The organism is Geodermatophilus ruber (assembly GCF_900114385.1).
Lineage (GTDB): Bacteria > Actinomycetota > Actinomycetes > Mycobacteriales > Geodermatophilaceae > Geodermatophilus > Geodermatophilus ruber.
In genome coordinates, this window is the sequence record NZ_FOSW01000018.1 from 1 (window position 1) to 22,480 (window position 22,480).

Genomic DNA, 22,480 nt, shown 5'->3' on the forward strand with positions numbered 1-22,480 from the left:
TCTCGATCGGTACAACACCCGGCACTCTGGCCGTCTTCCCACCGCGTCCGCGCTCCGCGTCATGGAGTTCGCGGAGCGGGAAACCGTCCGGTGGGTCCGGGTGTCCCGACGTGTGGCGTCAACGCCGGCCCCGCGGGCCTGCTTCCGGCTGCGCTCGTGGGCTCGCTCACGAGCCACTCAAGCCACGCCGCGCGGCCGGAACTGCACGCTGACGCGGGGGCCCACGGCTCTGGCGGTCTTCGGGATGCAGTGCTCCCACGTGCGCTGGCACGAGCCGCCCATGACGACGAGGTCCCCGTGCCCCAGGGGGAACCGGATGCTCTCGCCACCCCCGACGGGCCGGAGCATCAGCGGCCGGGGCGAGCCGAACGAGACGATCGCAACCATCGTGTCCACGCTCCGCCCGCGGCCGATGCGGTCGCCGTGCCAGGCCACGCTGTCCCGCCCGTCCCGGTACAGGCACATGCCGGCGCTGACGAACGGCTCCCCGAGCTCGGGCCCGTAGTGGGCGTTGAGCGCGGCGCGCGCCCGCCCGAGCAGCGGGTGCGGCAGCACCTCGTCGCCGCCGTACCACCGCAGCAGCCGGGGGACGGCGACCTCCCGCTCGTACATCTGCCGCCGGTCGGCCCGCCAGCCGATGTCGCCGAGCAGCACCTCGAGCACCGCATCGGAACCGGAGACCCAGCCCGGCAGGTGGTCGACCCAGGCGCCCCGGTTCAGGTGGTGCCGGGTCCCGGCGAACGGCGTCAGGGCCGGCTCGTCGGCGAGGTCCCAGATCGACGGCTGGTGGGCGAGCGACATGGCCGCAGGCTACGCCGGGTCGAACGTTTGTACGAGTCTCAGGCGATCAACGCCAGCGCGAAGGGCAGCACGCGCGAGGCACCGGCCAGCCGCAGCTCCCGGCCGGCGACGGTCATCGTCCACCGGGAGTCGGCGAGGTCGTCGACGAGCAGCACCGGGCCCTGCACCGAGGACAGCGCCATGCGCAGCTCCGGTCCCACGACGATCCGCTGCCACACCCCCGCCAGCCGGAAGGCGCTGTTGCCCCCCGGCCCGCCGGTGGGCCCGCCGTGCGCCAGGGACAGCTCACCGAGGTAGGGCAGCCGGCCGAGTCGAGCCAGGCCCTCGGCGAGGCCGGTGACCAACCGCGGCCGCCGGCGCGAGGGCACGGCCACGACCGCGGCCGGACGCTCGGCCCAGTCCCAGGCGGCCAGCACGCGCGCGCAGGCGCGGAGGAGCTCCTCGTCCGGGGGGACGTCGGAGACCGAGCGCTGCACCGGGACGTCGAAGGCGGCGTCCGGGTCCTCCTCGATCCCCGGCGCCTGCAGGTCCAGAGTGACCGTGCCCCCCACGCCGTCGTCCCCGAGCAGGGTGCGCAGCCGCTGCCCCCAGCCGAGGTCGGTGAGCCGTGCCACGGCCCGGCCCGGCTCCAGCTGCTCCGCCGGGGCGATCTTTCCCCTCACCTCGACCCCGAGCCGGTCGGCACCGGTCGGCCACTGCGCCCGCGGCGGCAGCTCCACCCCGGGGCGATCGAGCACCGCGGACGCGGCCTCGGCTGCGCCGGCCGGCACATCGGTCGGGTACCAGGGGCCGGCGCAGACGTCGCACCGCCCGCAGGGCGCGGCGGTCGGGTCGTCCAGCGCCTCCTGGAGGAAGGCCATCCGGCACTGCGCCTCGTCGACCGGCCGGGCATAGGTGATCATCGCCCGCTGCTCGGCCTCGCGGGTGGTGGCCACGCGCCCGTACCGCTCGCCGTCGTAGACCCACGGCTGCCCGGTCGCCCGCCAGCCGCCCTGCACCCGCTCCACCGCCCCGTCGACGGCGAGCACCTTGAGCAGCAGCTCCAGCCGCGACCGGCGCACGTCGGCCACCGTCTCCAGCCGGGCCACCGACCACGCCTTTCCGTCGGCCATCGCCGCGAGCACCGCGGCTGCGTGGTCCTCCCGGGGCATGGACGACGTGGCGAACCACTGCCAGATCGCGAGGTCCTCGGGCCCGGGCAGCAGCAGGACGTCGGCGTGCTCGACGGCGCGGCCGGCGCGGCCGACCTGCTGGTAGTAACTCACCGGCGAGGACGGCGCGCCGAGGTGGACGACGAAGCCGAGGTCGGGCTTGTCGAAGCCCATGCCGAGCGCGGAGGTGGCCACCAGCGCCTTGACCCGGTTCTCCCGCAGCGCCGCCTCGGCATCCTTGCGGTCGGCGTCGTCCAGCCGGCCGGTGTAGGCGCGGACCTCGTACCCGGCGTCCCGCAGCAGCGACGCGGTCTCCTCGGCCGCGGCCACCGTGAGCGTGTAGACGATGCCGCTGCCCGGCAGCTGGTCCAGATGCGCGGCCAGCCAGGCCAACCGCGCGCGGTCGGTGGGCAGCCGGAGCACGCCCAACCGCAGCGAGTCACGGGCCAGCGGCCCGCGCACGGTGGTGACGGAGACCCCGCCGGCGCCCAGCTGCTCGGCGACGTCGGCGACCACCCGCTCGTTGGCCGTGGCCGTCGTCGCCAGGACGGGCGTGCCCTCCGGCAGCGCGCCCAGCAGGTCGCGGATGCGCCGGTAGTCGGGGCGGAAGTCGTGCCCCCAGTCGGAGACGCAGTGCGCCTCGTCGACGACCAGCAGGCCGCAGCGCTTGACCAGGTCGGGCAGCTGCTCCTCGCGGAAACGCGGGTTGGTCAGCCGCTCGGGGGAGACGAGCAGGACGTCGACCTCGTCGGCGGCCAGCCGCGCGGCGACGTCGTCCCACTCGGTGGCGTTGGCGCTGGAGATCTCCACCGCCCTGATGCCGGCGCGAGACGCAGCGGCGACCTGGTCGCGCATCAGCGCGAGCAGCGGGCTGACCAGCAGCGTCGGCCCGGCGCCGCGGCGGCGCAGCAGCGCGGTGGAGACGAAGTAGACCGCCGACTTGCCCCAGCCGGTGCGCTGGACGACCAGCGCCCGCTGCGACCGCTCGACCAGTGCGGCCACGGCGGCGTCCTGCCCCTCGCGGAACTCCGCGTCGGGACGGCCGGTCAGCTCGCGGAGAACCTCGAGCGCCTCAGCGGCGAGGGCGGAAGTCGGGGCGGCGGTGCTCATGGCTCCCGACAGTAGGCACGGCAGCCGACGGAACGGCCCCCGCGCGGGAACGGTGGACGGAGGAGGAGGATCCACAGGTGATGCGACCACCGGACAACCACGTGCACAGCAGGTGGTCCTGGGACACCGCGGGTTCGGCGACCATGGTGCGCGCCTGCGAGCGGGCGCTCGCCCAGGGTCTGCCCGCGATCGCCTTCACCGAGCACCTGGACTTCACCGTCTGGGCGCCGGAGGACCGCGCCACCACCGACGGGCTGGTGGACCGGCACGCGTCCCGGCACGAACCGATCGACGTCGAGGGGTACTTCGCCGAGCTCGCGGAGTGCCGCGAGCGCTTCCCGGAGCTGCGCATCTGGTCGGGCGTGGAGACCGGCGAACCGCACCTGTTCGCCGCCAGCGTCGCCGCCCACCTCCGGGACGCCCCGGTCGACCGGGTGCTCGGCTCGCTGCACTCGCTGAGCCTGGACGGGCGGCTCTACGGCGTCGGCCAGCTCCTCTACCGGGACGCCGACGCGACCATGCGCCGCTACCTCGGCGAGCTGGTCGACATGGTCGAGAGCAGCGCCGTCTTCCAGGTTCTCGCCCACGTCGACTTCCCGCGGCGGTACTGGCCCGGCGGCCGGCAGAAATACGCGGAGAAGGACTACGAGGAGGAGTACCGGGCGGTGTTCCGCGCGCTGGCCGGCACCGGGCGGGCGCTGGAGGTCAACACCACCAGCCCGCTGGCGTCGGTCGACCAGGTGCGCTGGTTCTTCGAGGAGGGCGGCGAGGTGGTCAGCTTCGGCAGCGACGCCCACGGGCCGGACGCCGTCGGCCAGCACTTCGACCTCGCGGTGGACGTCGTCGAGGCGGCCGGCTTCCGGCCGGGCCGCGATCGGTTCGACTTCTGGCGCCGGTGAGGGCGCCGCAGGTCCGGGCCGCGACGGACGACGACGTCGCCTCGGTGCAGCGGCCGATCGGCCCGGACGGCGCCCCATCGGCCGAGCCGCGCTGAACCGCGGACTGTCGTCCCGGCCTGCCAGGATCCGCGGCATGGGACGACGCAGTGCCGACGCCGATCGGCTCGTGCAGGAGCTCGACCACCCGCTGGAGGAGGGGATCGAGGAGCTCCGGCAGGCGATCCTCGACGTCGATCCCGACCTCACCGAGCAGGTGAAGTGGAAGGCGCCGAGCTTCGTGTACGACGGGGAGGACCGCGTCACCTTCCGGCTACGCCCCGGCGACCGGCTGCAGCTGGTGCTCCACCGCGGGGTCCGGACCAGGCCGGACGGCGCCGGCTTCTCCTTCGACGACCCCTCGGGGCTGATCGCGTGGGCCGCGCCGGACCGGGGTGTGATCACGCTGGCGGACCTCGACGCGGTCCGCGAGCACCGCGACGCCGTGGTTTCGCTGGTGGACCGGTGGATCCGCGTGTGAGTCGATCGGGGCAACTACTTCACCGCTAAGAGAAATCCCGCTAGGGTCGCCAGGGTGACCCCCACCCGCCGCGTCGTGATCGCCCTGGGCGGCAACGCGATGACCGGACCCGACGGCTCGGCCACCCCCGGCGCCCAGCAGGACGCGATCGCCGCGGCGGCGGTCCACATCGCCGAGGTGGTGGCCACCGGCGTCGAGGTCGTGCTGACCCACGGCAACGGGCCCCAGGTGGGCAACCTGCTGGTCAAGAACGAGCTGGCCGCGCACGAGGTGCCGCCGGTCCCGCTGGACTGGTGCGTGGCGCAGACCCAGGCGACGATCGGCTTCACCGTCGCCGACGAGCTGGACGCCGCCCTGGCCGCCCGCGGCCTGCCGCAGCGCACCGCCAGCCTCATCACGCGCACCCTCGTCGACGCCGACGACCCGCACTTCCGGGAGCCGTCCAAGCCGGTCGGCCGCTTCCTGACCCGCGAGAAGGCCGAGACGTTCCTCGCGCTCGGCCAGATCTGGGAGGACCGCGGCGAGCGCGGCTGGCGGCGGGTGGTCGCCTCCCCCGAGCCCCTGTCGGTGATCGACGCCCCGACCGTCTCCGCGCTGGCCGCGGCCGGCTTCGTCGTCGTCTGCGCCGGCGGTGGCGGCATCCCCGTGGTGGACGACGGCGAGGGCGGCGCGCTGCGCGGTGTCGAGGCGGTCATCGACAAGGACCTGACCGCCGCGCTGCTGGCGCGGGAGCTCTCCGCCGACACCCTGGTGATCGCCACGGACGTCCCGAACGTGATGGTCGACTTCGGCACCCCGTCGGCCCGGCCGCTGGGCGCGGTCACGGCCGCGGAGCTGCGCACGCACGCCGCGGAGGGGCAGTTCGCCCGCGGCAGCATGGGCCCCAAGGTCGACGCCGCGCTGCGCTTCGTCGAAGGCGGCGGTCGGCGCGCCGTCATCACCAGCCTGGAACACATCTCCGACGCCGTCCGCGGGGACGACGTCGGCACCGTCCTGACCGCCTGATCCGACCACCCGAACCGGAAGGAATCCGATGCCCGCACCGATCGAGGTCCGCAAGGTCCCGCTGCACAACGTCAGTGACGCCTCCGAGCTGGCCAAGCTCATCGACGAGGGCGTCCTGGAGGCCGACCGCGTCATCGCGATCATCGGCAAGACCGAGGGCAACGGCGGCATCAACGACTACACCCGGATCATCGCCGACCGCGCCTTCCGCGAGGTGCTGGAGGAGAAGGGCTCGCGCCCGATGGAGGAGATCAAGCAGATCCCCATCGTGTGGTCCGGCGGCACCGACGGCGTCATCAGCCCGCACGCCACGATCTTCGCGACCCTGCCCGAGGACTCGGTCGAGAAGACCGACGAGCCGCGGCTGACCGTCGGCTTCGCGATGAGCGAGGTGCTGCTGCCCGAGGACATCGGCCGCGTCTCGATGGTGGAGAAGGTCGCCGAGGGCGTGCGCCGGGCGATGAAGGAGGCCGGGATCACCGACCCGGCCGACGTCCACTACGTGCAGACCAAGACGCCGCTGCTGACGATCGACACGATCCGCGACGCCCGCGAGCGCGGGAAGACGACGTACATGAACGAGCCGCACGGCTCGATGGACCTGTCCAACGGCACCACCGCGCTGGGCATCGCCGTTGCGCTCGGCGAGATCGAGATGCCGACGCAGGAGCAGATCATGCACGACCTGTCGCTGTACTCCTCGGTGGCGTCCTGCTCGTCGGGCGTGGAGCTGGACCAGGCGCAGATCGTCGTCGTGGGCAACGCGCGCGGGCACGGCGGCAACTACCGCGTCGGCCACTCGGTCATGAAGGACGCTCTGGACCAGGACGGCATCTGGGCCGCGATCCGCGATGCCGGCCTCGAGCTGCCCGAGCGGCCGCACCACACCGACCTGGGTGACCGGCTGGTCAACGTCTTCCTCAAGTGCGAGGCCTCGCCGGACGGCAAGGTCCGTGGCCGGCGCAACGCCATGCTCGACGACTCCGACGTCTCCTGGCACCGCCAGATCAAGGCGACCGTCGGCGGCGTGACCGCCTCGGTGACCGGTGACCCGGCGGTCTTCGTCTCCGTCGCCGCCGTGCACCAGGGCCCCTCGGGCGGCGGCCCGGTGGCCGCCATCGTGCGCGCGTAAGGCTCAGCCAGCTCCATCGGCCTCGGGGAGGTCGGGCTCCGGACGTCGTTCCGGGGCCCGGCCTCCCCGAGGTCGTCTCCGGGGCCGTCAGGCCATCGGGCCGACGAGCTGCCAGGCCGTCTGCCACGACCAGCCCCGGGTCGCGTTGAGGGTGATGTTCAGGAACGCCATCTCCTCCAGGGAGCGGGCGAACCGCAGGCCCTCGACGTCGAGCGGCGCGAAGCCGAGAGACCGAGCGAAATCGCCGACGACACGCCGGGCGGTCTCGTCGTCCCCGGCGATGTGCACCTGCAGCGGCCGGCCGTTCTCGCTCGGTGCGGCGTACCGGGCCGCCAGGATCGTGTTGAACGCCTTGACGACGGGCGCGCTGCCCGCCGCGCGCTGCACCGCCTCGGCGCCGGACGTTCCCTCGATCGCCAGGTCGCTGCAGGTCTCGTCGAGGGGATTGGTGGCGTCGACGACCACGGCGCCGGCCAGGGCGGGAGCGATCTCCGCCGCCACGAACGGGGCCACGACGGCCGGCACCATCAGGACGACGAGCTCTGCGTGCTCCACCGCGACGACGTTGTTCGCGGCGGGGGTGGCGCCGATGTCATGCGCGACGGCCCGGGCACGATCCGGGCGCAGGGCCGAGAGGTGGACGTGGTGACCGGCGCGGACGGCCGCGCGGCCGAGGGCGGAGCCCGCGGTGCCGGCCCCGATGACCGCGATTCGCATGGCGCCCCCAGATGCTTGATCGCTCAAGTGATCTGTCGACGCTAGGCGGGTGGACGGGGCCCATCAACCCCTCCCGGCGTCAGGGGCCCCTCCACCTGGCGGCCTGATCCGGACCGGGATCCATCCGCTACGGCCGGCCCCCCAGGTCGGCGGTGATCCGGTTCGCCGTCTCCACCAGCAGCGGCACCACCTCTCGCTGCAACTGCCCGCTGCTGGAGCGGCCGGCCGAGGTCGACGACGCCAGCGCCGCGACGACCTGCCCCGTCCGGTCACGCACGGGGGCCGCGGCCGACAGCAACCCGACCTCGAGCTCCTCGGCCACGATCGACCAGCCCTGCTCGCGGACGCGGGCGAGTTCGGCCCGCAGCGCCGAGGCGTCGGTCACCGTCCTGGGAGTGATGGGCCGCAGCGGCCGGCGGTTGAGCGCCGAGTCGACGACGTCCCTCGGCGCCCAGGCCAGGAGCACCCGGCCCATCGAGGTGGCGTACGCAGGCACCCGCGTGCCGACCGAGACGTTGATGCTCATGATCCGGCGCACCGGCACGCGGGCGACGTAGACGGCCTCGTCGCCGTCCAGCGTCGCCAGCGAGGCCGACTCGTGCGTCTCCTCCGCCAGGCGTAGCAGGTGCGGCTGGGCCAGCTCGATGAGCGCGTGCGAGGCCGTGTAGTGCTGGCCGATCGCGAGCACGCGGGGGGTCAGCGACCAGCGGCCCCCGGAGCCGCGCACGTACCCCATCCGCTCCAGCGTGATCAGGAAGCGCCGCACCGCCGGGCGGGAGAAGCCGGTGATCTGCGCCAGCTCGGCCAGCGTCGGCTCGGGATGCTCCTCGTCGAAGGCGAGCAGGACGGCGATCCCACGCTCCAGGCTCTGCACGTAATCGCGGTCGACCTGGGGGGACGCGCCGGTGGAGACGTCTGCGATGACCATCGGCCTCATCTTCCTGCACCGGAGGGGTTGACGTGCCGGGTGACGCGCAGCACACTGCCTGCACGCGCTGCGGTCAGATTGTACGCATAGCGGGCACGACAGGAACCAGCAGGCACGGCCGGCGAGCTCGACGAGGAGATCCCCCGATGCTCGATTCCCGCACGATCCGCACCGCCTTCGGGCGCTTCGCGACCGGCGTCACCGTGGTCACCTGCGCCAAGGACGACGGTCTGCCCCACGGGGCCACCGTCAACGCCTTCACCGCCGTCTCCCTCGAACCGGCTCTGTGCCAGGTGACGCTCACCCGGCAGTCGAAGGCCTGCGGCTACCTGGAGGACGCGCCGTTCGCGGTCAACGTCCTGTCCTCGGCGCAGCTCGACACGGCGTGGCACTTCGCGGGCCGGCCGCAGTCCCGGGAGCCGGAATGGGCCGAGGGCCCCACCGCCCCCGTTCTCGTGGGCAATGCGGCGACCATCTCGTGCCGGCCGTGGCGCACCTACGACGGTGGCGACCACCTGATCGTCATCGGCGAGGTCGTCGACCTGCAGGTCGGCGACGAGGATCCCCTGGTCTTCTTCAGCGGCCGCTTCCGCGAGCTGGCCGCCCCGGCGACCGGCGTCCACTGGGCCGGGTCCATGGACTGCCCGGAACTGGGCTGGTTCGACGCCTCGACCACCTTCACGGCGCTCCACGCCCACAAGCACCGCGCCGCCTCCTGAAGCTCGGCACGGCCCCTGCACCACAGCAGCACCCGACTCCACCGCCGAAGAAGGGTTCCCCTGTGACACTGGAGAAAGAGCAAGAAGTCGTCGGCCCGCGCACGACGGCCGAGGGCGCGCCCGATCCCGATGCCCCCACCGCCACCCGGCCCATGACCGGGGACGAGTACATCGAGAGCCTCCGCGACGACCGCGAGGTCTGGATCTACGGCGAGCGGGTCGAGGACGTCACCACGCACCCGGCCTTCCGCAACCCGATCCGCATGACCGCGCGGCTCTACGACTCGATGCACGACCCCGCTGTCCAGGACAAGGTGACGACGCCGACCGACACCGGTACCGGCGGCGTCACCCACCCGTTCTTCCGCGCGCCGCACTCGGTGGAGGACATGGTCCGCGACCGGGACGCCATCGCGACCTGGGCCCGGATGTCCTACGGCTGGATGGGCCGGGCCCCCGACTACAAGGCCGCGTTCCTCGGCACCCTGGGCGCGAACAGCGAGTTCTACGCGCCCTACGAGGCCAATGCGAAGCGCTGGTACAAGGAGTCGCAGGAGAAGGTCCTCTACTGGAACCACGCGATCATCAACCCTCCGGTGGACCGCAATCTCCCGCCGGACGAGGTCGGCGACGTCTTCATGAAGGTGGAGAAGGAGACCGATGCGGGGCTGATCGTGTCCGGGGCCAAGGTCGTGGCCACCGGTTCGGCGATCACCAACTACAACTTCATCGCCCACTACGGACTCCCGATCAAGAAGAAGGAGTACTCGCTGATCTGCACGGTGCCGATGGACGCACCGGGCGTGAAGCTGATCTGCCGGGCCTCGTACAGCCAGCAGGCCGCGGTGATGGGCAGCCCGTTCGACTACCCGCTGTCGAGCCGGATGGACGAGAACGACACGATCTTCGTCTTCGACAAGGTCCTGGTGCCGTGGGAGAACGTCTTCCTCTACGGCGACGTCGAGAAGATCAACGGGTTCTTCCCCGCGTCCGGGTTCCTCCCCCGCTTCACGCTGCACGGCTGCACCCGCCTCGCGGTCAAGCTCGACTTCATCGCGGGCCTGCTGCTCAAGGCGCTGGAGATCACCGGCAGCAAGGACTTCCGCGGCGTGCAGACCCGGGTCGGTGAGGTCATCGGCTGGCGGAACGTCTTCTGGGCGCTGAGCGACGCGATGATCCACAACCCCGACGAGTGGGTCGGCGGCACCATGCTGCCCAAGCTCGACTACGGCCTGACCTATCGGATGTTCATGATCCAGGGCTATCCGCGGGTGAAGGAGATCATCGAGTCCGACGTGGCCAGCGGGCTGATCTACCTGAACTCGCACTCCCTGGACTTCAAGACCCCCGAGGTCCGGCCCTACCTGGACAAGTACGTCCGCGGCTCCAACGGCGTCGAGGCCGTCGACCGGGTCAAGCTCATGAAGGCCCTCTGGGACTCGGTCGGCACCGAGTTCGGCGGCCGGCACGAGCTGTACGAGCGCAACTACTCGGGCAACCACGAGGGCGTGAGGGCCGAACTGCTCTTCGCCGCCGAGGCCCAGGGCACCACCGGCGCCATGAAGGGCCTGGCCGAGCAGTGCCTCTCCGAGTACGACCTCGACGGCTGGACGGTGCCCGACCTCATCGGCAACGACGACGTCTCGTACTTCCGCAACCGCCGCTGAACCCCGCGGGCCGGGCGGCCCGCATCCACTCAACGAGGAGCACCCATGACCACGGTCGAATCCAGCCCCACCGCCGCCGGTTCCGGCGCCAACGCCACCGAGGCGTTCCGATCCGCCCAGCACGAGGTCACCGACGTCTCCCCCGAGCGCATCAGCGCCGTCGTCCGGGGCGTGCTGCAGGGCGTCCACAGCGCCATCCGCGAGCACAAGGTGACCTATCCGGAGTTCCAGGCCGCCAAGGCCTGGCTCATCGAGGTCGGCGAGGGCGGCGAATGGCCGCTGTTCCTCGACGTCTTCGTCGAGCACGTCGTCGAGGAGGTGACGTCGGAGGCGCAGCAGGGCAGCAAGGGCACCATCCTCGGGCCCTACTACCTGCCGAACGCGAAGCCGCTGGCCGCCGAGGCCACGCTCCCGATGCGGGACGACGAGCAGGGGACGCCGCTGGTCTTCGCCGGCCAGGTCCGCGACATCGACGGCACGCCGCTGGGTGGCGCCGAGATCGACATCTGGCAGGCCGACAGCGAGGGCTACTACTCCGGCTTCGCCCCGCACCTGCCCGAGGGGAACCTGCGCGGCGTCGTCACCACCGACGAGGAGGGCCGGTTCGAGATCCGCACGATCCAGCCCGCGCCCTACCAGATCCCGACCGACGGGCCGACCGGCAAGCTGATCACCGCCGCCGGCTGGCACCCATGGCGTCCGGCGCACCTGCACCTCATCGTGCGCGCACCCGGACACCGGCCGATCACCACGCAGCTCTACTTCGCCGGCGGCGAGTACCTGGAGAGCGACGTCGCCGAGGCGGTCAAGCCCGAACTGGTGCTCGACCCCCAGGACCAGGGCGACGGCACGTTGAGGTCGACGTACGACTTCGAGCTCGAGCGCGCCTGACCGACCGTCCTGCTGCGGCCTCCGGTCCCCAGCGACCGGAGGCCGCAGCCTGCACGGGGGCCGACGGCCCCACCACCCCCCACCCCAGCGGCAACGACGCCGACGTACGAGGAGCAACCCCTACGTGACCGCAGTGACCGAGACGCCCGCCTGGATCGCCGAGATCACCATGGCCGAGCTCGAGAAGAACCCCTACCCGTTCTACGAGCGGCTGCGCCGGGAGGCCCCGGTGGCCTTCGTCCCCGCGCTCGGCCTCCACATCGCCTCGACGAGGGCGGCCTGCCAGGAGATCGGGTCGCAGAGCGACATCTGGGACGGCGTGATCAGCCCGGCCGGCGGCCGCACCTTCGGCCACCCCAACGTGCTCAACGCCAACGGCCCCGAGCACGACGAGCTCCGCGGGATGGTGGACCCGGCCCTGCAGCCCAGCGAGGTCGACCGCTACGTCGACAAGCTGGTGCGCCCCATCGCCAAGCGGTACGTGGAGGCCTTCGAGAACGACGGGCACGCCGACCTGGTGGCCCAGTTCTGCGAGCCGGTGAGCGTCCGCGCCCTGGGCGACCTCATGGGCCTGCAGTCGGTCAGCTCGGACAAGCTCCGCGAGTGGTTCCACAAGCTGAACGTCTCGTTCACCAACGCGGCGGTCGACGAGAACGGCGAGTTCGCCAACCCCGACGGGTTCATCCCCGGTGACGAGGCGCGCGCCGAGATCCGGGCGGTGCTCGACCCGCTCCTGGACAAGTGGACCGTCGAGCCGGACGACAGCGCCCTGTCCCACTGGCTGCACGACGGCATGCCCGAGGGCCAGACGCGGGACCGGGAGAAGATCTACCCGACCGTCTTCGTCTTCCTGCTCGGTGCCATGCAGGAGCCTGGGCACGCGATGGCATCGACCATCGCCGGCCTGTGGAGCCGCCCCGAGCAGTTCGAGCGCGTCGTCGACGACCCCAAGCTGATCCGCCGGGCGATCACCGAGAGCCTGCGCTGGACCTCCCCCATCTGGTCGGCCGTGGCCCGGGTCAACAAGGTCGACACCACCGTGGCCGGCACCTTCCTGCCGGCCGGCTCGGTCGTGATGCTGTCCTACGGCTCGGCCAACCACGACGGGAACGCCTACGACGCGCCGTCGGACTACGACCTCGACCGCGCGCCCGTCCCGCACATGGCCTTCGGCGCCGGCAAGCACGGCTGTGCCGGGACCTACTTCGCCAGCGAGGTGTGCCGGATCGGGCTCGAGGAGCTCTTCGAGACCATCCCCAACCTCGAGCGGGACGAGACGAAGGGGATCGACTTCTGGGGCTGGGGCTTCCGCGGGCCGGTCGAGCTGCACGCGAACTGGGAGGTCTGAGCTGACATGACGGGGCACACCGTCCGCCTGCAGACGCTGGGCAAGGTCACCAGCTGCCGCAGCGACCAGTCCCTCCTGGACGCCTATCTCCGGGAGAACGTCTGGCTGCCGCACGGCTGCACGCAGGGCACCTGCGGCAGCTGCAAGCTCAAGGTGCTCGACGGGGAGGTCGACCACGGGGACGCGCCGGCGTTCACCCTCACCCCGGAGGAGCGGGAGCAGGGGATCACCCTCGCCTGCCAGGCCACCCCGCGCTCGGACCTGCTGGTGGAGCCGCTCGCGGAGGTGTCCGACGACGGCGTCGTCCGGCATCCGCTGCGCGACCTCACCGGCAGCGTCGTCGTGCTGGAGGACATCGCCCGCGACACCCGTCGCGTCGTGGTCGAGCTGACCGAGGCGATGCCGTTCAACGCCGGGCAGTACGCCGAGCTGCGGGTTCCCGGCACCGGCGTGTGGCGCCAGTACTCGATGGCCAACCCGCCTTCGGAGACCCACCGGCTGGAGTTCCACGTCCGGCGGACCCCCGGCGGCGTCGCCACCGACGGGTGGGTCTTCGCCTCGTTGGCCGTCGGCGACGCCGTCGACGTCCGCGGCCCGCTGGGCGTCTTCGGGATCTCCCGGCCCCAGGAGGAGCCGGCGATCCTGATCGCCGGCGGCACCGGCCTGGCCCCGATGAAGTCGATGGTGCTGCACGCGCTGGCCGAGGGGCTGGTGCCCGAGCTCTACCTGTACCACGGCGGGCGGACCGAGGCCGATCTCTACGACGGCGACCTGTTCCGCGCGCTGGACGCCGAACACCCCCACTTCCACTACCGGCCGTGCCTGTCCGAGCAGCAGTGGGACGGCGCGAGCGGCATGGTCACCGACGTCGTCCTCGAGGACTTCGCGACCTGCAAGGGCATGTCGGCCTACCTGTGCGGCCCCCCCGCCATGGTCGAGGCCGCGGGCAAGGTGCTCAAGCGCCGCCGGATGGCCCCCCGACTGGTCTTCAAGGAGGAGTTCACCGACGCCGCCGATCTCGCCGCCGCCGGGGGCCCCCTGGCCACCGCCAGCTGAACCCCGGACGAGAGGCACTCTCCCGATGCACACCCCGATGGCCCCGTACCGCCCGCCGGCCGACCGCGCGGCGTTCAACCGGCACTGCGGGCAGGTCCACCTGCCGCTGGCGCAGAAGCTCCCCGGCGTGCGGGCCGCGCACCACAGCCTGGACGCGGCCGGCGAGGCGGCCGGGGCCGACATCCCGAACTTCGCGACGAGCGGCCTGGAGATCCTGCACTTCCCGGCCCGCGCGTCCTGACCTCGACTCCCCGGACAGAGGCAATCCCATGAGCGACCTGCACATCGAACGAGTCCAGACCGCGATCCTGGACGTCCCCCTCCGGCGACCGCACCGGTTCGCGCGCACCGGCATGGACGCCCAGCCCCTCCTGCTGGTCACGCTCACCACCCGGGGCGGCGTCCGGGGCGTGGGCGAGGGCGTCGTGCCCGGCGGACCCTGGTGGGGCGGCGAATCGGTCGAGACGATGCAGGTCGTCATCGAGCGGTACATCGCACCGCTGCTGATCGGCCGTCGCGTCGACGACATCGCCGGCATCCAACAGGCCGTCGACGACGTCGTCGCCGCCAACCTCTACGCGAAGGCCGCTGTCGAGGTGGCCCTGCACGACGCCTGGGCCCGCAGCCTCGGCGTTCCGGTGCACACGCTGCTCGGCGGCCTGGCCCGCACGTCGATACCGGTGACGTGGGCGCTGGGCACCGAGTCGGCGGCCGAGGTCATCGACGAGGCGCAGGGAAAGCTGGACGCCGGGTTGCACTCGAGCTTCAAGCTCAAGATGGGCGCCCAGGACCCTGCGGACGACGTCGCGCGGATCGTCGAGGTGGCCGAGAAGCTGTCGTGCAACGCCAGCATCCGGGTCGACATCAACGCCCGCTGGGACCTCATCACCTCGCTGCGCTGGCTGCCCCGCCTGGCCGAGGCGGGGGTCGATCTCATCGAGCAGCCGGTGCCGGGCGCCGAGGTCGAGTGGCTGGCCGAGATCAACGCGGCGCTGCCGATCCCGGTCATGGCCGACGAGAGCCTCCGGACACCGTCGGACGCACTGCGGCTGGTCAAGCTGCGCGCCGCCGACGTCTTCTCGCTCAAGACGACCAAGTCCGGCGGCCTCCGCTACACCCGCCAGATCGCCGACGTCGCCGCGGCCGCCGGCATCCCCTGCCACGGCGGCACCGCGATCGAGGGGCCGATCGGCACGGTCGCGTCCCTGCACCTGGCCTGCTCGACCCCGGCGGTCAGCTACGGCAGCGAGCTGTTCGGCCCGCTGCTCATGCGGGAGGAGTTGCTGACCGGGCCACTGCGCTACGCCGACGGCTCTCTGCACCTGCCCGAGGGCCCGGGCCTCGGCGTCGAGCTCGACCCTGCCGCCGTCGCCCGATTCACCCGAGCCTGACCTGCGAAGGAGCTCCAGCATGCTGTTCCACGTCCGCATGGACGTCGCCGTCCCCCGCGACCTCGACCCCGACGAGCGCACCACCCTGCTGGCCACGGAGAAGGCGCGTGCGCTGGAGTTGCAGCGCAGCGGCAAGTGGGTGCACCTGTGGCGGGTGGTGGGCAGGTACAGCAACGTGAGCATCTTCGACGTCGACAGCGGCGACGAGCTCCACGAGATCCTCTGGAGCCTGCCTCTGTTCCCGTTCATGACGATCGCGGTCACGCCGCTGACCGAGCACCCGTCGGCGCTGTCGGCCAACCCGTGAATGCGGTCGAGGAGCGGCTGCGGCGCCTCGAGGACACCGAGCAGATCCGGACCCTCGATGCCGTCTACTGCCGGCTGCTCGACGACGGGAACTGGCCGGCGCTGGTGTCGCTGTTCACCCCGGACGGAACGTTCGACGGCCTGTCGGTGGTCACGGGCCGGGACGCGCTGCTCGCCTTCTTCAGCAGCCTGGCCGACAGCGGGCTGACCGCGTTCTGGCACCACGTGTCCAACCTGGAGATCGCCGTCGACGGCGACATCGCCCACGTCGGTTCCCTGCTGTGGCAGCCCTGCGTCGTCGACGGCGTCCCCCATGTGGCCGCCGGCCGCTACGCCGATCGCCTGGTGCGCACCGACGACGGCTGGCGCTACTCGGTCAAGCAGGTGCGCTTCTTCTACTGGGCCCCCCTGGCGCAGGGGTGGGACCACCACCGGTTCACCCTCGAGTCGGCCCGCAACGCCGCCACCACCCCGTCGAGAGGACTCGCATGACCACCGCCCGCCTGCACGCCGTCGAGGACGGTCCCGCCGACGGCCCCGTGCTGGTGCTCGGCCCGTCGCTGGGCACCGACACCGGACTGTTCGACGCCCAGGTCGCCGAGTTCGCCGGCACGCATCGGGTGATCCGCTACGACCTGCGCGGGCACGGCGGCTCGGAGGTGGTGGCGGGCACGTGCACGATGGCCGACCTGGCGCGCGACGTGCTCGCGCTGCTCGACGGCCTCGGCGTCGAGCGGTTCTCCTACGCCGGGGTGTCGATCGGCGGGGCGATCGGCCAGCAGCTCGCGCTGACCGTGCCCGAGCGGCTGGAGAAGCTGGCGATCATCGCCTCCGCGGCCCAGTTCGCCGACCCGCCCTCCTGGCCGGTGCGGGCCCGGCAGGTGCGCGAGCAGGGCACCGAGATCCTCGTGCCGTCGCGCACCGGTACCTGGTTCACCGAGGAGTGGGCGGCGGAGAACCCGAAGGCGGCCGAGCGGCTGCTCCAGATGCTGCGCGACACCCCGGCCGAGGGCTACGCCGCCTGCTGCGAGGCGATCGGCACCTTCGACGTCCGAGACCGGCTGGGCGGGATCTCCACGCCGACGCTCGCGATCGCCGGCGCCGAGGACCCGGCGACGCCGCCGGACATGGTGCGACTCATCGCCGAGGGGATCGACGGCGCGGAGTTCGTCGTCGTCCCGGGGGCGGCGCACCTGCCCAACGCCACCGATCCGGAGACCGTCAACGCTGCCCTGCGCCGGCACCTCGGGAGCTGAGCACGCCCCTCGTCGGGGGTCAGCGGGAGTAGTACTCCACGACGAGCTGCTCCTCGCAGATCACCGGGACCTCGTCGCGGGACGGCGTCCGCTCGACCCGGGCCGTCAGGTCGGCCAGGCGCACGGTCAGGTAGGCCGGGGCATCGGCGTGCGCGCCTGAGGCGGCGACGACGAACGGCTCCTTGCTGCGGGACTTGTCGGCGACCTGCACGAAGTCACCGGGCTGCAGCCGGTAGGAGGGGCGGTCGACCCGCTTGCCGTTGACCAGCACGTGCTGGTGGACGACGAACTGGCGGGCCTGGTAGATCGTGCGCGCGAACCCCGCGCGCAGCACCGTGGCGTCCAGCCGGGACTCGAGGTCCTGGATCAGCGCCTCGCCGGTCTTGCCCCCGGAGCGCCTGGCCCGGTCGAAGGCGGCCCGGAGCTGGGTCTCGCTGATGTCGTACTGCGCCCGCAGCCGCTGCTTCTCCCGCAGCCGGGTGGAGTAGTCGCTGACCTGGCGCCGCTTGCGGCCGTGCTCCCCCGGCGGGTACGGCCGGCGCTCGAAGTACGGGACGGATTTCGGCGTGAGTGGGATGCCGAGCGCGCGGCTCAGCCGGACCTTGGGACGTGATGTGTTCATGCCACTTTCAAGTGTAGTTAGGCTCACCTTATTTCCTGCTCCACCCTCTTCGACGCCGTCGCCACCCTGCTGGCCTGCGGCTGCTGACGGTCGGCGGCGGGGTCAGGCCGAGCGCGCGCTCTCCACCCGCGGCGCACCGGCGGGGCCGGTGTCGGCGAGCCGGGTCGTCGGCAGCTGCCGGGTGAGGAACAGGCTCAGCAGCGCGATCGCCGCCGCGGCCAGCAGCGCCACCTTCAGCCCCTCCAGCTGCGCCTGGGCGTAGGTGTCCAGCAGGGCGCCCACCTCGGACGGCGAGATGCCCGCCCGCTCGAGGGCGGCCCGCGCCTGGTCGACCGGGACGAAGCCGACGCCGCCGCTGATCGCGACGCCCACCTCCTGCTGCACGGCGTCGGAGATCGCCGGGTTGTCGGTGATCCCGCGCTCGGCCGAGACGGTCAGGGCGCCGATGAGGACCGAGCCGATGAACGCCGTCCCGAGGGAGGACCCGAGGTTCTGCGCGGTGTACTGCAACCCGCCCACCTCGCTGCGCTCGGCCTCCCCGACGCTGGACTGCGCCACGTTGCCGAGCTGGGCGGCCAGCAGCCCCATCCCGATGCCCAGCAGCGCCATGGCGGCGGCGAAGGAGGCGTCGTCGAGCTCCGGGTCGATGGCCGACACCAACCACACCGTCGCGAGGACCAGCAGAGCGAACCCGGCGCGGACGACGGAGCGCGGCGCGGCGACCCGGTTGAGCAGCGGTGCGCTCATCGCGGTGACCAGCATCAGGACCGAGACGGGTAGCAGCCGCAGGCCGGTCTCGAAGGCGTTCAGCCCCTGCACCACCTGCAGGTAGAGCGGAACGGTGAAGAACACCCCGAGCAGGATCAGGTTCTGGGCGAGCAGCGTGGTGACGGCGGCGCGCAGCGGCGGGATGTCGAACAGGCTCCAGTGCAGCAGCGGGTCCTGCCCCCGCTCCTCCCGCCGCCGCAGCCAGCCGCGGAGCAGGCCGAGCGTGGCCAGCCCCGCCGCGATCACGAACGGCGTCGGGGAGAACCCGAGGACCGTGAACGGTGCCTCGCGGGGCCGCAGCCACCCCCACTCGGTGCTCTGCAGCACGCCGAGGACGACGAGGGTCAGCCCGACGACGGAGAGCACGCCGCCCACGACGTCCAGGCGCACGCGGGGGCCGGTCACCGGCGCGTCGTCGACCCAGCGGAGGACGGCGAGGATGCACAGGACCACGACCACCTCGCCGGCGAACACCAGCCGCCAGGTGAGGTTCGTGGTCACCCAGCCGCCGAGCAGCGGCCCGACCGCGATACCGGCGCCGGCCAGGCCACCGATGACGCCGTAGGCCATCGCCCGGTCCCGCCCCGCGTAGTTCCCGCCGACCAGGGCGGCCAGCGCGGGCAGGACCAGCGCCGCCCCGAGCCCCTCGATGATCGACCAGCCGAGGACGAGCACCCCCAGCGTCGGGGCGAGGGAGGTCAGCAGCGAGCCCACGCCGTAGATCACGAGCCCCACCGCGAAGGCGCGCCGGCGCCCGATCAGGTCGGCCACCTTGCCGCCGAGCAGCATGAAGGCCGCCATCACCAGCGTGTAGATGGTGATGACGGCCTGGATGGCGGTCACCGTGGTGTCGAAGTCCTCGACCAGCTGGCTGATCGACACGTTCATGACCGAGGTGTCGAGCACCATGAGGAACTGGGCCGTCCCCAGGGCCACGAGAGGCTTCGCTCTCACGGCCCCGACCGTGACACCGCCGGGCGCCGGGCACCTCGTCCGCCCGGGGCGATCCGCTCGTCCACCCCGCCCTGAACCGCCGAGATCGCGCGATCTCGCACGGATCCGGCGGGGACACGTGCGAGATCGCGCGATCTCGACAGGAATGGAGCCCGGCGTCAGGCCGCGGCGCGGGACTCCTCGGCCAGCGCGGCCAGCGCCTTCTCGAAGCACTCCTGCGGCGGCTGGACCAGCCCGGCACCGACCTGCCCGGTGCCGGCGACGCGGCCGGCCATGCCGGTGTTGATCTGCGGCAGCCAGCCGGTGCGGGCCACCTTGAGCACGTCGATGCCGGTGGGCGAGCCGCGGAAGCCGAGGATCGGCACCTGCATCGCCGGGTTCTCGGCGAGGGTGAGCTGGTACATCCGCTCGGTGGTGGCCAGCGCGTCGGGCACGGAGCCGCCGACGAAGCGGACGATCGCCGGGGCCGCGGCCATGGTGAACCCGCCGACACCGTAGGTCTCCATGATCGCGGAGTCGCCGATGTCGGGGTTGGCGTCCTCGGGGCCGTAGTCGCCGAGGAAGAGGCCGACCGGGGTGTTCGCCGGGCCGGTGAACCAGCGGTCGCCGGTGCCGGCGGTCTGGATGCCGAACTCGGTGCCGTTGCGGGACATGACGGTGACCATCGAGGAGCCGGGGACGTCGCGGGCGGCGTCCATGGCCAGCTTCGCCGTCGGCATCCCGAGGTTGAGGAAGAAGTGCTCGTTGCCGCCGATGAACTTCAGCACCGCGGCGATGTCGGACGCCGGGGCGTCGACCTCGACGATCGCCGGCGAGAGCTCGCGCAGGGTCATCAGCGAACCGGCGCGGTTGCGGTTGTGCCCCTCGTCGCCCATCTGCAGCATCTGCGCGAGCACGGCCTTGACGTCCAGCGGGTCGGCGCCGGCGTCGATCGGGTCGCGGACGGCCCGCGACAGGATCGGGCCGAGCACGTCGCGCATCCAGGCCAGGCGGGTGAGGACCTCCTCGTTGTAGGCCCCCATCCGCAGCACCTTGCCCAGGCCCTCGTTGAGGTTGCAGAACGCCCGCCCCCCGTTCACCGGGTCGGACAGGCACCACATCCACATCGACGGGCTGGTGACGCCGGCCATCGGGCCGACGGTGCGGTGGTGGTGACAGGGGTCGAGGGTGATCTCGCCCGCGGCGAGGATCTTCTCGGCCTCCTCCACCGTGGACGCCCAGCCCTCGAACAGGCAGGCGCCGATCAGCGCGCCGCGCATCGGGCCCGAGGCCATGTCCCAGGTCAGCGGCGGGCCCGAGTGCAGCAGCGTGCGGTCGGGCAGGCCGAGCACCTCGCGCGCCGGCCGGACGTCGACCAGCTGCGACCCGGCGGCCATCAGCCGTTCGACCGCGGTGCGGTTGGCCACGGCCCGCCGCGGGTCGAGGGCCAGCGCGGCCAGATCGGCCGGGTCGCCGAAGCCCGGCGGGCGCCAGTCGACGTCGGTCACGTCGGCACCCTGGGCGCGCAGCGCGTCGGAGAAGACGTCGACACCGGCGGCGACGATCGCCGGCGGGGCGGACAGGAGCTGTCCCAGACTCATCGCGCGGCTCCCAGCAGGTCGAGGGCGTGCCGCGTGGCCGCGGCGTTGGAGGAGAAGACGGCGGCGCCGGCGGCGGCGAGGGCGTCGGCCTGCCGGCTCCAGCCCTGCGGGTCGCCCTCGGTGCCGACCAGCGCGATCACCACCGGCAGCGGGGTGGCCGACGTCTCCCGTGCGGCGATCAACGCCGGCACGAGCGAGCCGGCGGGGTCGGCGTCCGCCCCGTGGCCGAGGACGACGTCCATGAGCAGCACCGCGGGCTCGCCGCTCGCGGCGACCCCGGCGAGGGCCTCGAGCCGCAGCGTGGGGTCGATCATCGGGTGCGCCCGCCCGACGGTGAGCGCGTCGTCCCCGAAGTCGATGACGACGTGACCCGTGGCGGACAGGTCCGTCCCGAGGTCGAGGCCGGGCTCCAGCGGGGTGTTGGACCGGATGCCGCCGAGCACCGGGGCGGCGAGGAGCATCGCCTCGTCGGCGAGGGTGCCCCCGGAGTACAGGCCCTTGAGGACGGCGCCCGGCGCGGCGGTCGTGCCGTCGCCGGGCCGGGCCGGCCACTCCGGCACCGCGGCGCCCATGTCGGCCAGCAGCGCCTCGACGGCGGCGGTGAGGTCGGGGGTCTCGGGCGAGAGGGCCGCCGAGCGCACCGGCACCGCGAGCTTCCCGGCGGCCTCCTCCACGGCGGCGGCCACGGACGGCGCCGGCGGCTTGGAGACCAGCAGCACCCGCTCGGTGGCCGGGTCGGCGTCCAGGGCGGCGAGCGCGTCGAGCGTGGCGAGCCCGCCGACGGCCTCGGACAGGTCCCGACCGCCGACACCCAGCACGTGGCTGACGCCGACGCCGGCCATGTCGAGCAGGCAGGAGACCTGCTGCGCGCCGGTGCCGGAGGCGGCGACCAGACCGACCGCCCCCGGCCGGACGACATTGGCGAAGCCCAGCGCGACGCCGGAGACGATCGCGGTGCCGCAGTCCGGGCCCATGACGAGGACGCCGGCGTCGTGCGCCGCCCGCTTCAGCGCGACCTCGTGCTCGACCGGCACGCCGTCGGAGAAGACCAGCACGCTGCGCCCGGCGGCGATCGCGTCGGCGGCCTCGGCGACGGCGTACTGCCCGGGCACGCTGACGATGGCCAACGCGGAACCGTCGGTCGGGAGGGCGTCGAGCCCGGCGGCGACGGTGCGCGCGGGAATGGCGTCGGCCGTGCCGGTGGAGCGCTCGCGGGCGGCCAGGGCGGCGTCGACGGCGGTGACCGCGGCGGCCAGCACGTCCTCGTCGGCCGCCTTGATGGCGATGAGCAGCTGGTCCGGGGAGGGCTCGCCGTCGGGCGCCAGGCCCATGCCCGCGGCCAGTTCGAGGTTGAGCGGGGTGGCCATGGCGACCAGTACGGCGGAGACGCCGTCGCGGGCGCCGATGTCGCGGCTGACCTGCATCAGCTTGACCGAGTCGGCGTAGACGCCACTGCGGAGGGAGACGTGCCGGGCTCCGGCACCGGGGGGAGGGGCGCTCACCCCGATGACCGTACCCGGGAAGTTCCTCAGCGTTAAGACATCACTGCAATAACGATTTAACGATGAGGTACTTCCGCCGTCTCGTGGTGCATGACACATTGGCGCCGCTCCAGTTCCGGCAACGCCCCTGTGGGCGCCCCACACTCGGTACCGGACCGGG

Annotated in this window: 22 protein-coding genes; 14 read left to right on the plus strand and 8 right to left on the minus strand. The window is 72.7% G+C overall.

The genetic code is table 11. The annotated features are described in order from the left end of the window. Window positions 1-177: 177 nt before the first annotated feature. Together BMZ50_RS21320 and BMZ50_RS21325 are read right to left on the minus strand one after the other, a co-directional pair. On the minus strand, window positions 178-801 hold the full coding sequence (locus tag BMZ50_RS21320) for an alpha-ketoglutarate-dependent dioxygenase AlkB (RefSeq protein ID WP_091329285.1): 624 nt from the start codon (window positions 799-801) through the stop codon (window positions 178-180). 38 nt (window positions 802-839) lie between these two features. Next, window positions 840-3,062 (minus strand): RecQ family ATP-dependent DNA helicase, encoded by a 2,223-nt coding sequence (locus tag BMZ50_RS21325; protein WP_091329287.1) that lies wholly within the window; start codon window positions 3,060-3,062, stop codon window positions 840-842. Between the two features lie 80 nt (window positions 3,063-3,142). Between BMZ50_RS21325 and BMZ50_RS21330 the strand changes: the two genes are divergently transcribed. The 4 genes from BMZ50_RS21330 (at window position 3,143) to bar (ending at window position 6,615) form a co-directional block, all read left to right on the plus strand. Then, window positions 3,143-3,961, plus strand: coding sequence for a PHP domain-containing protein (locus BMZ50_RS21330; protein WP_091329431.1), 819 nt, complete (start codon window positions 3,143-3,145; stop codon window positions 3,959-3,961). 133 nt (window positions 3,962-4,094) lie between these two features. Beyond that, complete coding sequence (locus BMZ50_RS21335; protein WP_091329288.1) at window positions 4,095-4,478, plus strand: DUF1801 domain-containing protein; 384 nt, start codon at window positions 4,095-4,097, stop codon at window positions 4,476-4,478. Between the two features lie 54 nt (window positions 4,479-4,532). Beyond that, complete coding sequence (locus tag BMZ50_RS21340) at window positions 4,533-5,483, plus strand: carbamate kinase (protein WP_091329290.1); 951 nt, start codon at window positions 4,533-4,535, stop codon at window positions 5,481-5,483. Between the two features lie 28 nt (window positions 5,484-5,511). After that, window positions 5,512-6,615: a barbiturase gene (gene bar / locus BMZ50_RS21345; RefSeq protein ID WP_091329292.1), complete on the plus strand. Its 1,104-nt coding sequence runs from the start codon at window positions 5,512-5,514 to the stop codon at window positions 6,613-6,615. A gap of 87 nt (window positions 6,616-6,702) precedes the next feature. Here bar and BMZ50_RS21350 read toward each other — a convergent pair whose 3' ends face one another. After that, window positions 6,703-7,332 carry an NADPH-dependent F420 reductase gene (locus BMZ50_RS21350; protein WP_091329294.1) on the minus strand — a complete coding sequence of 210 codons (630 nt, stop codon included), beginning with the start codon at window positions 7,330-7,332 and terminating at the stop codon, window positions 6,703-6,705. A 127-nt stretch (window positions 7,333-7,459) separates the two neighbouring features. Then, window positions 7,460-8,260, minus strand: a complete 801-nt coding sequence (locus tag BMZ50_RS21355) for an IclR family transcriptional regulator domain-containing protein (protein ID WP_091329296.1) — start codon at window positions 8,258-8,260, stop codon at window positions 7,460-7,462. A 146-nt stretch (window positions 8,261-8,406) separates the two neighbouring features. On the opposite strand from BMZ50_RS21355, the gene BMZ50_RS21360 reads away from it, so the two are divergent. The 10 genes from BMZ50_RS21360 to pcaD all read left to right on the plus strand — a co-directional run bounded on the left by BMZ50_RS21360 (window position 8,407) and on the right by pcaD (window position 16,894). Further along, window positions 8,407-8,979, plus strand: coding sequence for a flavin reductase family protein (locus BMZ50_RS21360; protein ID WP_091329298.1), 573 nt, complete (start codon window positions 8,407-8,409; stop codon window positions 8,977-8,979). A gap of 62 nt (window positions 8,980-9,041) precedes the next feature. Then, the gene (locus BMZ50_RS21365; protein WP_218146377.1) at window positions 9,042-10,646 is read left to right on the plus strand and encodes a 4-hydroxyphenylacetate 3-hydroxylase family protein; all 1,605 of its coding nucleotides are present in this window, start codon (window positions 9,042-9,044) and stop codon (window positions 10,644-10,646) included. Window positions 10,647-10,691: 45 nt separating this feature from the next. Then, window positions 10,692-11,537: a catechol 1,2-dioxygenase gene (gene catA, locus BMZ50_RS21370; RefSeq protein WP_091329303.1), complete on the plus strand. Its 846-nt coding sequence runs from the start codon at window positions 10,692-10,694 to the stop codon at window positions 11,535-11,537. A gap of 124 nt (window positions 11,538-11,661) precedes the next feature. Next, a complete protein-coding gene (locus BMZ50_RS21375; RefSeq protein WP_218146378.1) occupies window positions 11,662-12,885 on the plus strand; it encodes a cytochrome P450 in 1,224 nt (407 codons plus the stop codon). Between the two features lie 6 nt (window positions 12,886-12,891). Continuing rightward, the gene (locus BMZ50_RS21380) at window positions 12,892-13,941 is read left to right on the plus strand and encodes an NADH:ubiquinone reductase (Na(+)-transporting) subunit F (RefSeq protein WP_091329307.1); all 1,050 of its coding nucleotides are present in this window, start codon (window positions 12,892-12,894) and stop codon (window positions 13,939-13,941) included. A gap of 25 nt (window positions 13,942-13,966) precedes the next feature. After that, window positions 13,967-14,182 (plus strand): EthD domain-containing protein, encoded by a 216-nt coding sequence (locus tag BMZ50_RS21385; RefSeq protein ID WP_091329309.1) that lies wholly within the window; start codon window positions 13,967-13,969, stop codon window positions 14,180-14,182. Between the two features lie 28 nt (window positions 14,183-14,210). Beyond that, complete coding sequence (locus BMZ50_RS21390) at window positions 14,211-15,332, plus strand: muconate/chloromuconate family cycloisomerase (protein WP_091329311.1); 1,122 nt, start codon at window positions 14,211-14,213, stop codon at window positions 15,330-15,332. 19 nt (window positions 15,333-15,351) lie between these two features. Further along, window positions 15,352-15,639 (plus strand): muconolactone Delta-isomerase, encoded by a 288-nt coding sequence (gene catC / locus BMZ50_RS21395; protein WP_091329314.1) that lies wholly within the window; start codon window positions 15,352-15,354, stop codon window positions 15,637-15,639. Then, entirely contained in the window at window positions 15,636-16,130 is a 495-nt protein-coding gene (locus tag BMZ50_RS21400; protein WP_091329316.1) for a nuclear transport factor 2 family protein, read from the plus strand. The genes catC and BMZ50_RS21400 overlap by 4 nt, the downstream gene beginning before the upstream one ends. After that, the gene (gene pcaD / locus BMZ50_RS21405; RefSeq protein WP_091329318.1) at window positions 16,127-16,894 is read left to right on the plus strand and encodes a 3-oxoadipate enol-lactonase; all 768 of its coding nucleotides are present in this window, start codon (window positions 16,127-16,129) and stop codon (window positions 16,892-16,894) included. The genes BMZ50_RS21400 and pcaD overlap by 4 nt, the downstream gene beginning before the upstream one ends. A 19-nt stretch (window positions 16,895-16,913) precedes the next feature. Here pcaD and rpsD read toward each other — a convergent pair whose 3' ends face one another. The 4 genes from rpsD to BMZ50_RS25105 all read right to left on the minus strand — a co-directional run bounded on the left by rpsD (window position 16,914) and on the right by BMZ50_RS25105 (window position 22,320). After that, window positions 16,914-17,516 (minus strand): 30S ribosomal protein S4, encoded by a 603-nt coding sequence (gene rpsD / locus BMZ50_RS21410; protein WP_091329320.1) that lies wholly within the window; start codon window positions 17,514-17,516, stop codon window positions 16,914-16,916. Window positions 17,517-17,618: 102 nt separating this feature from the next. Continuing rightward, window positions 17,619-19,238: an MFS transporter gene (locus BMZ50_RS21415; RefSeq protein WP_218146379.1), complete on the minus strand. Its 1,620-nt coding sequence runs from the start codon at window positions 19,236-19,238 to the stop codon at window positions 17,619-17,621. Window positions 19,239-19,396: 158 nt separating this feature from the next. Then, on the minus strand, window positions 19,397-20,818 hold the full coding sequence (locus BMZ50_RS21420) for a YlbE family protein (RefSeq protein WP_091329322.1): 1,422 nt from the start codon (window positions 20,816-20,818) through the stop codon (window positions 19,397-19,399). Beyond that, complete coding sequence (locus BMZ50_RS25105; RefSeq protein WP_281245455.1) at window positions 20,815-22,320, minus strand: AllF/FdrA family protein; 1,506 nt, start codon at window positions 22,318-22,320, stop codon at window positions 20,815-20,817. The genes BMZ50_RS21420 and BMZ50_RS25105 overlap by 4 nt, the downstream gene beginning before the upstream one ends. Window positions 22,321-22,480 lie beyond the last annotated feature (160 nt).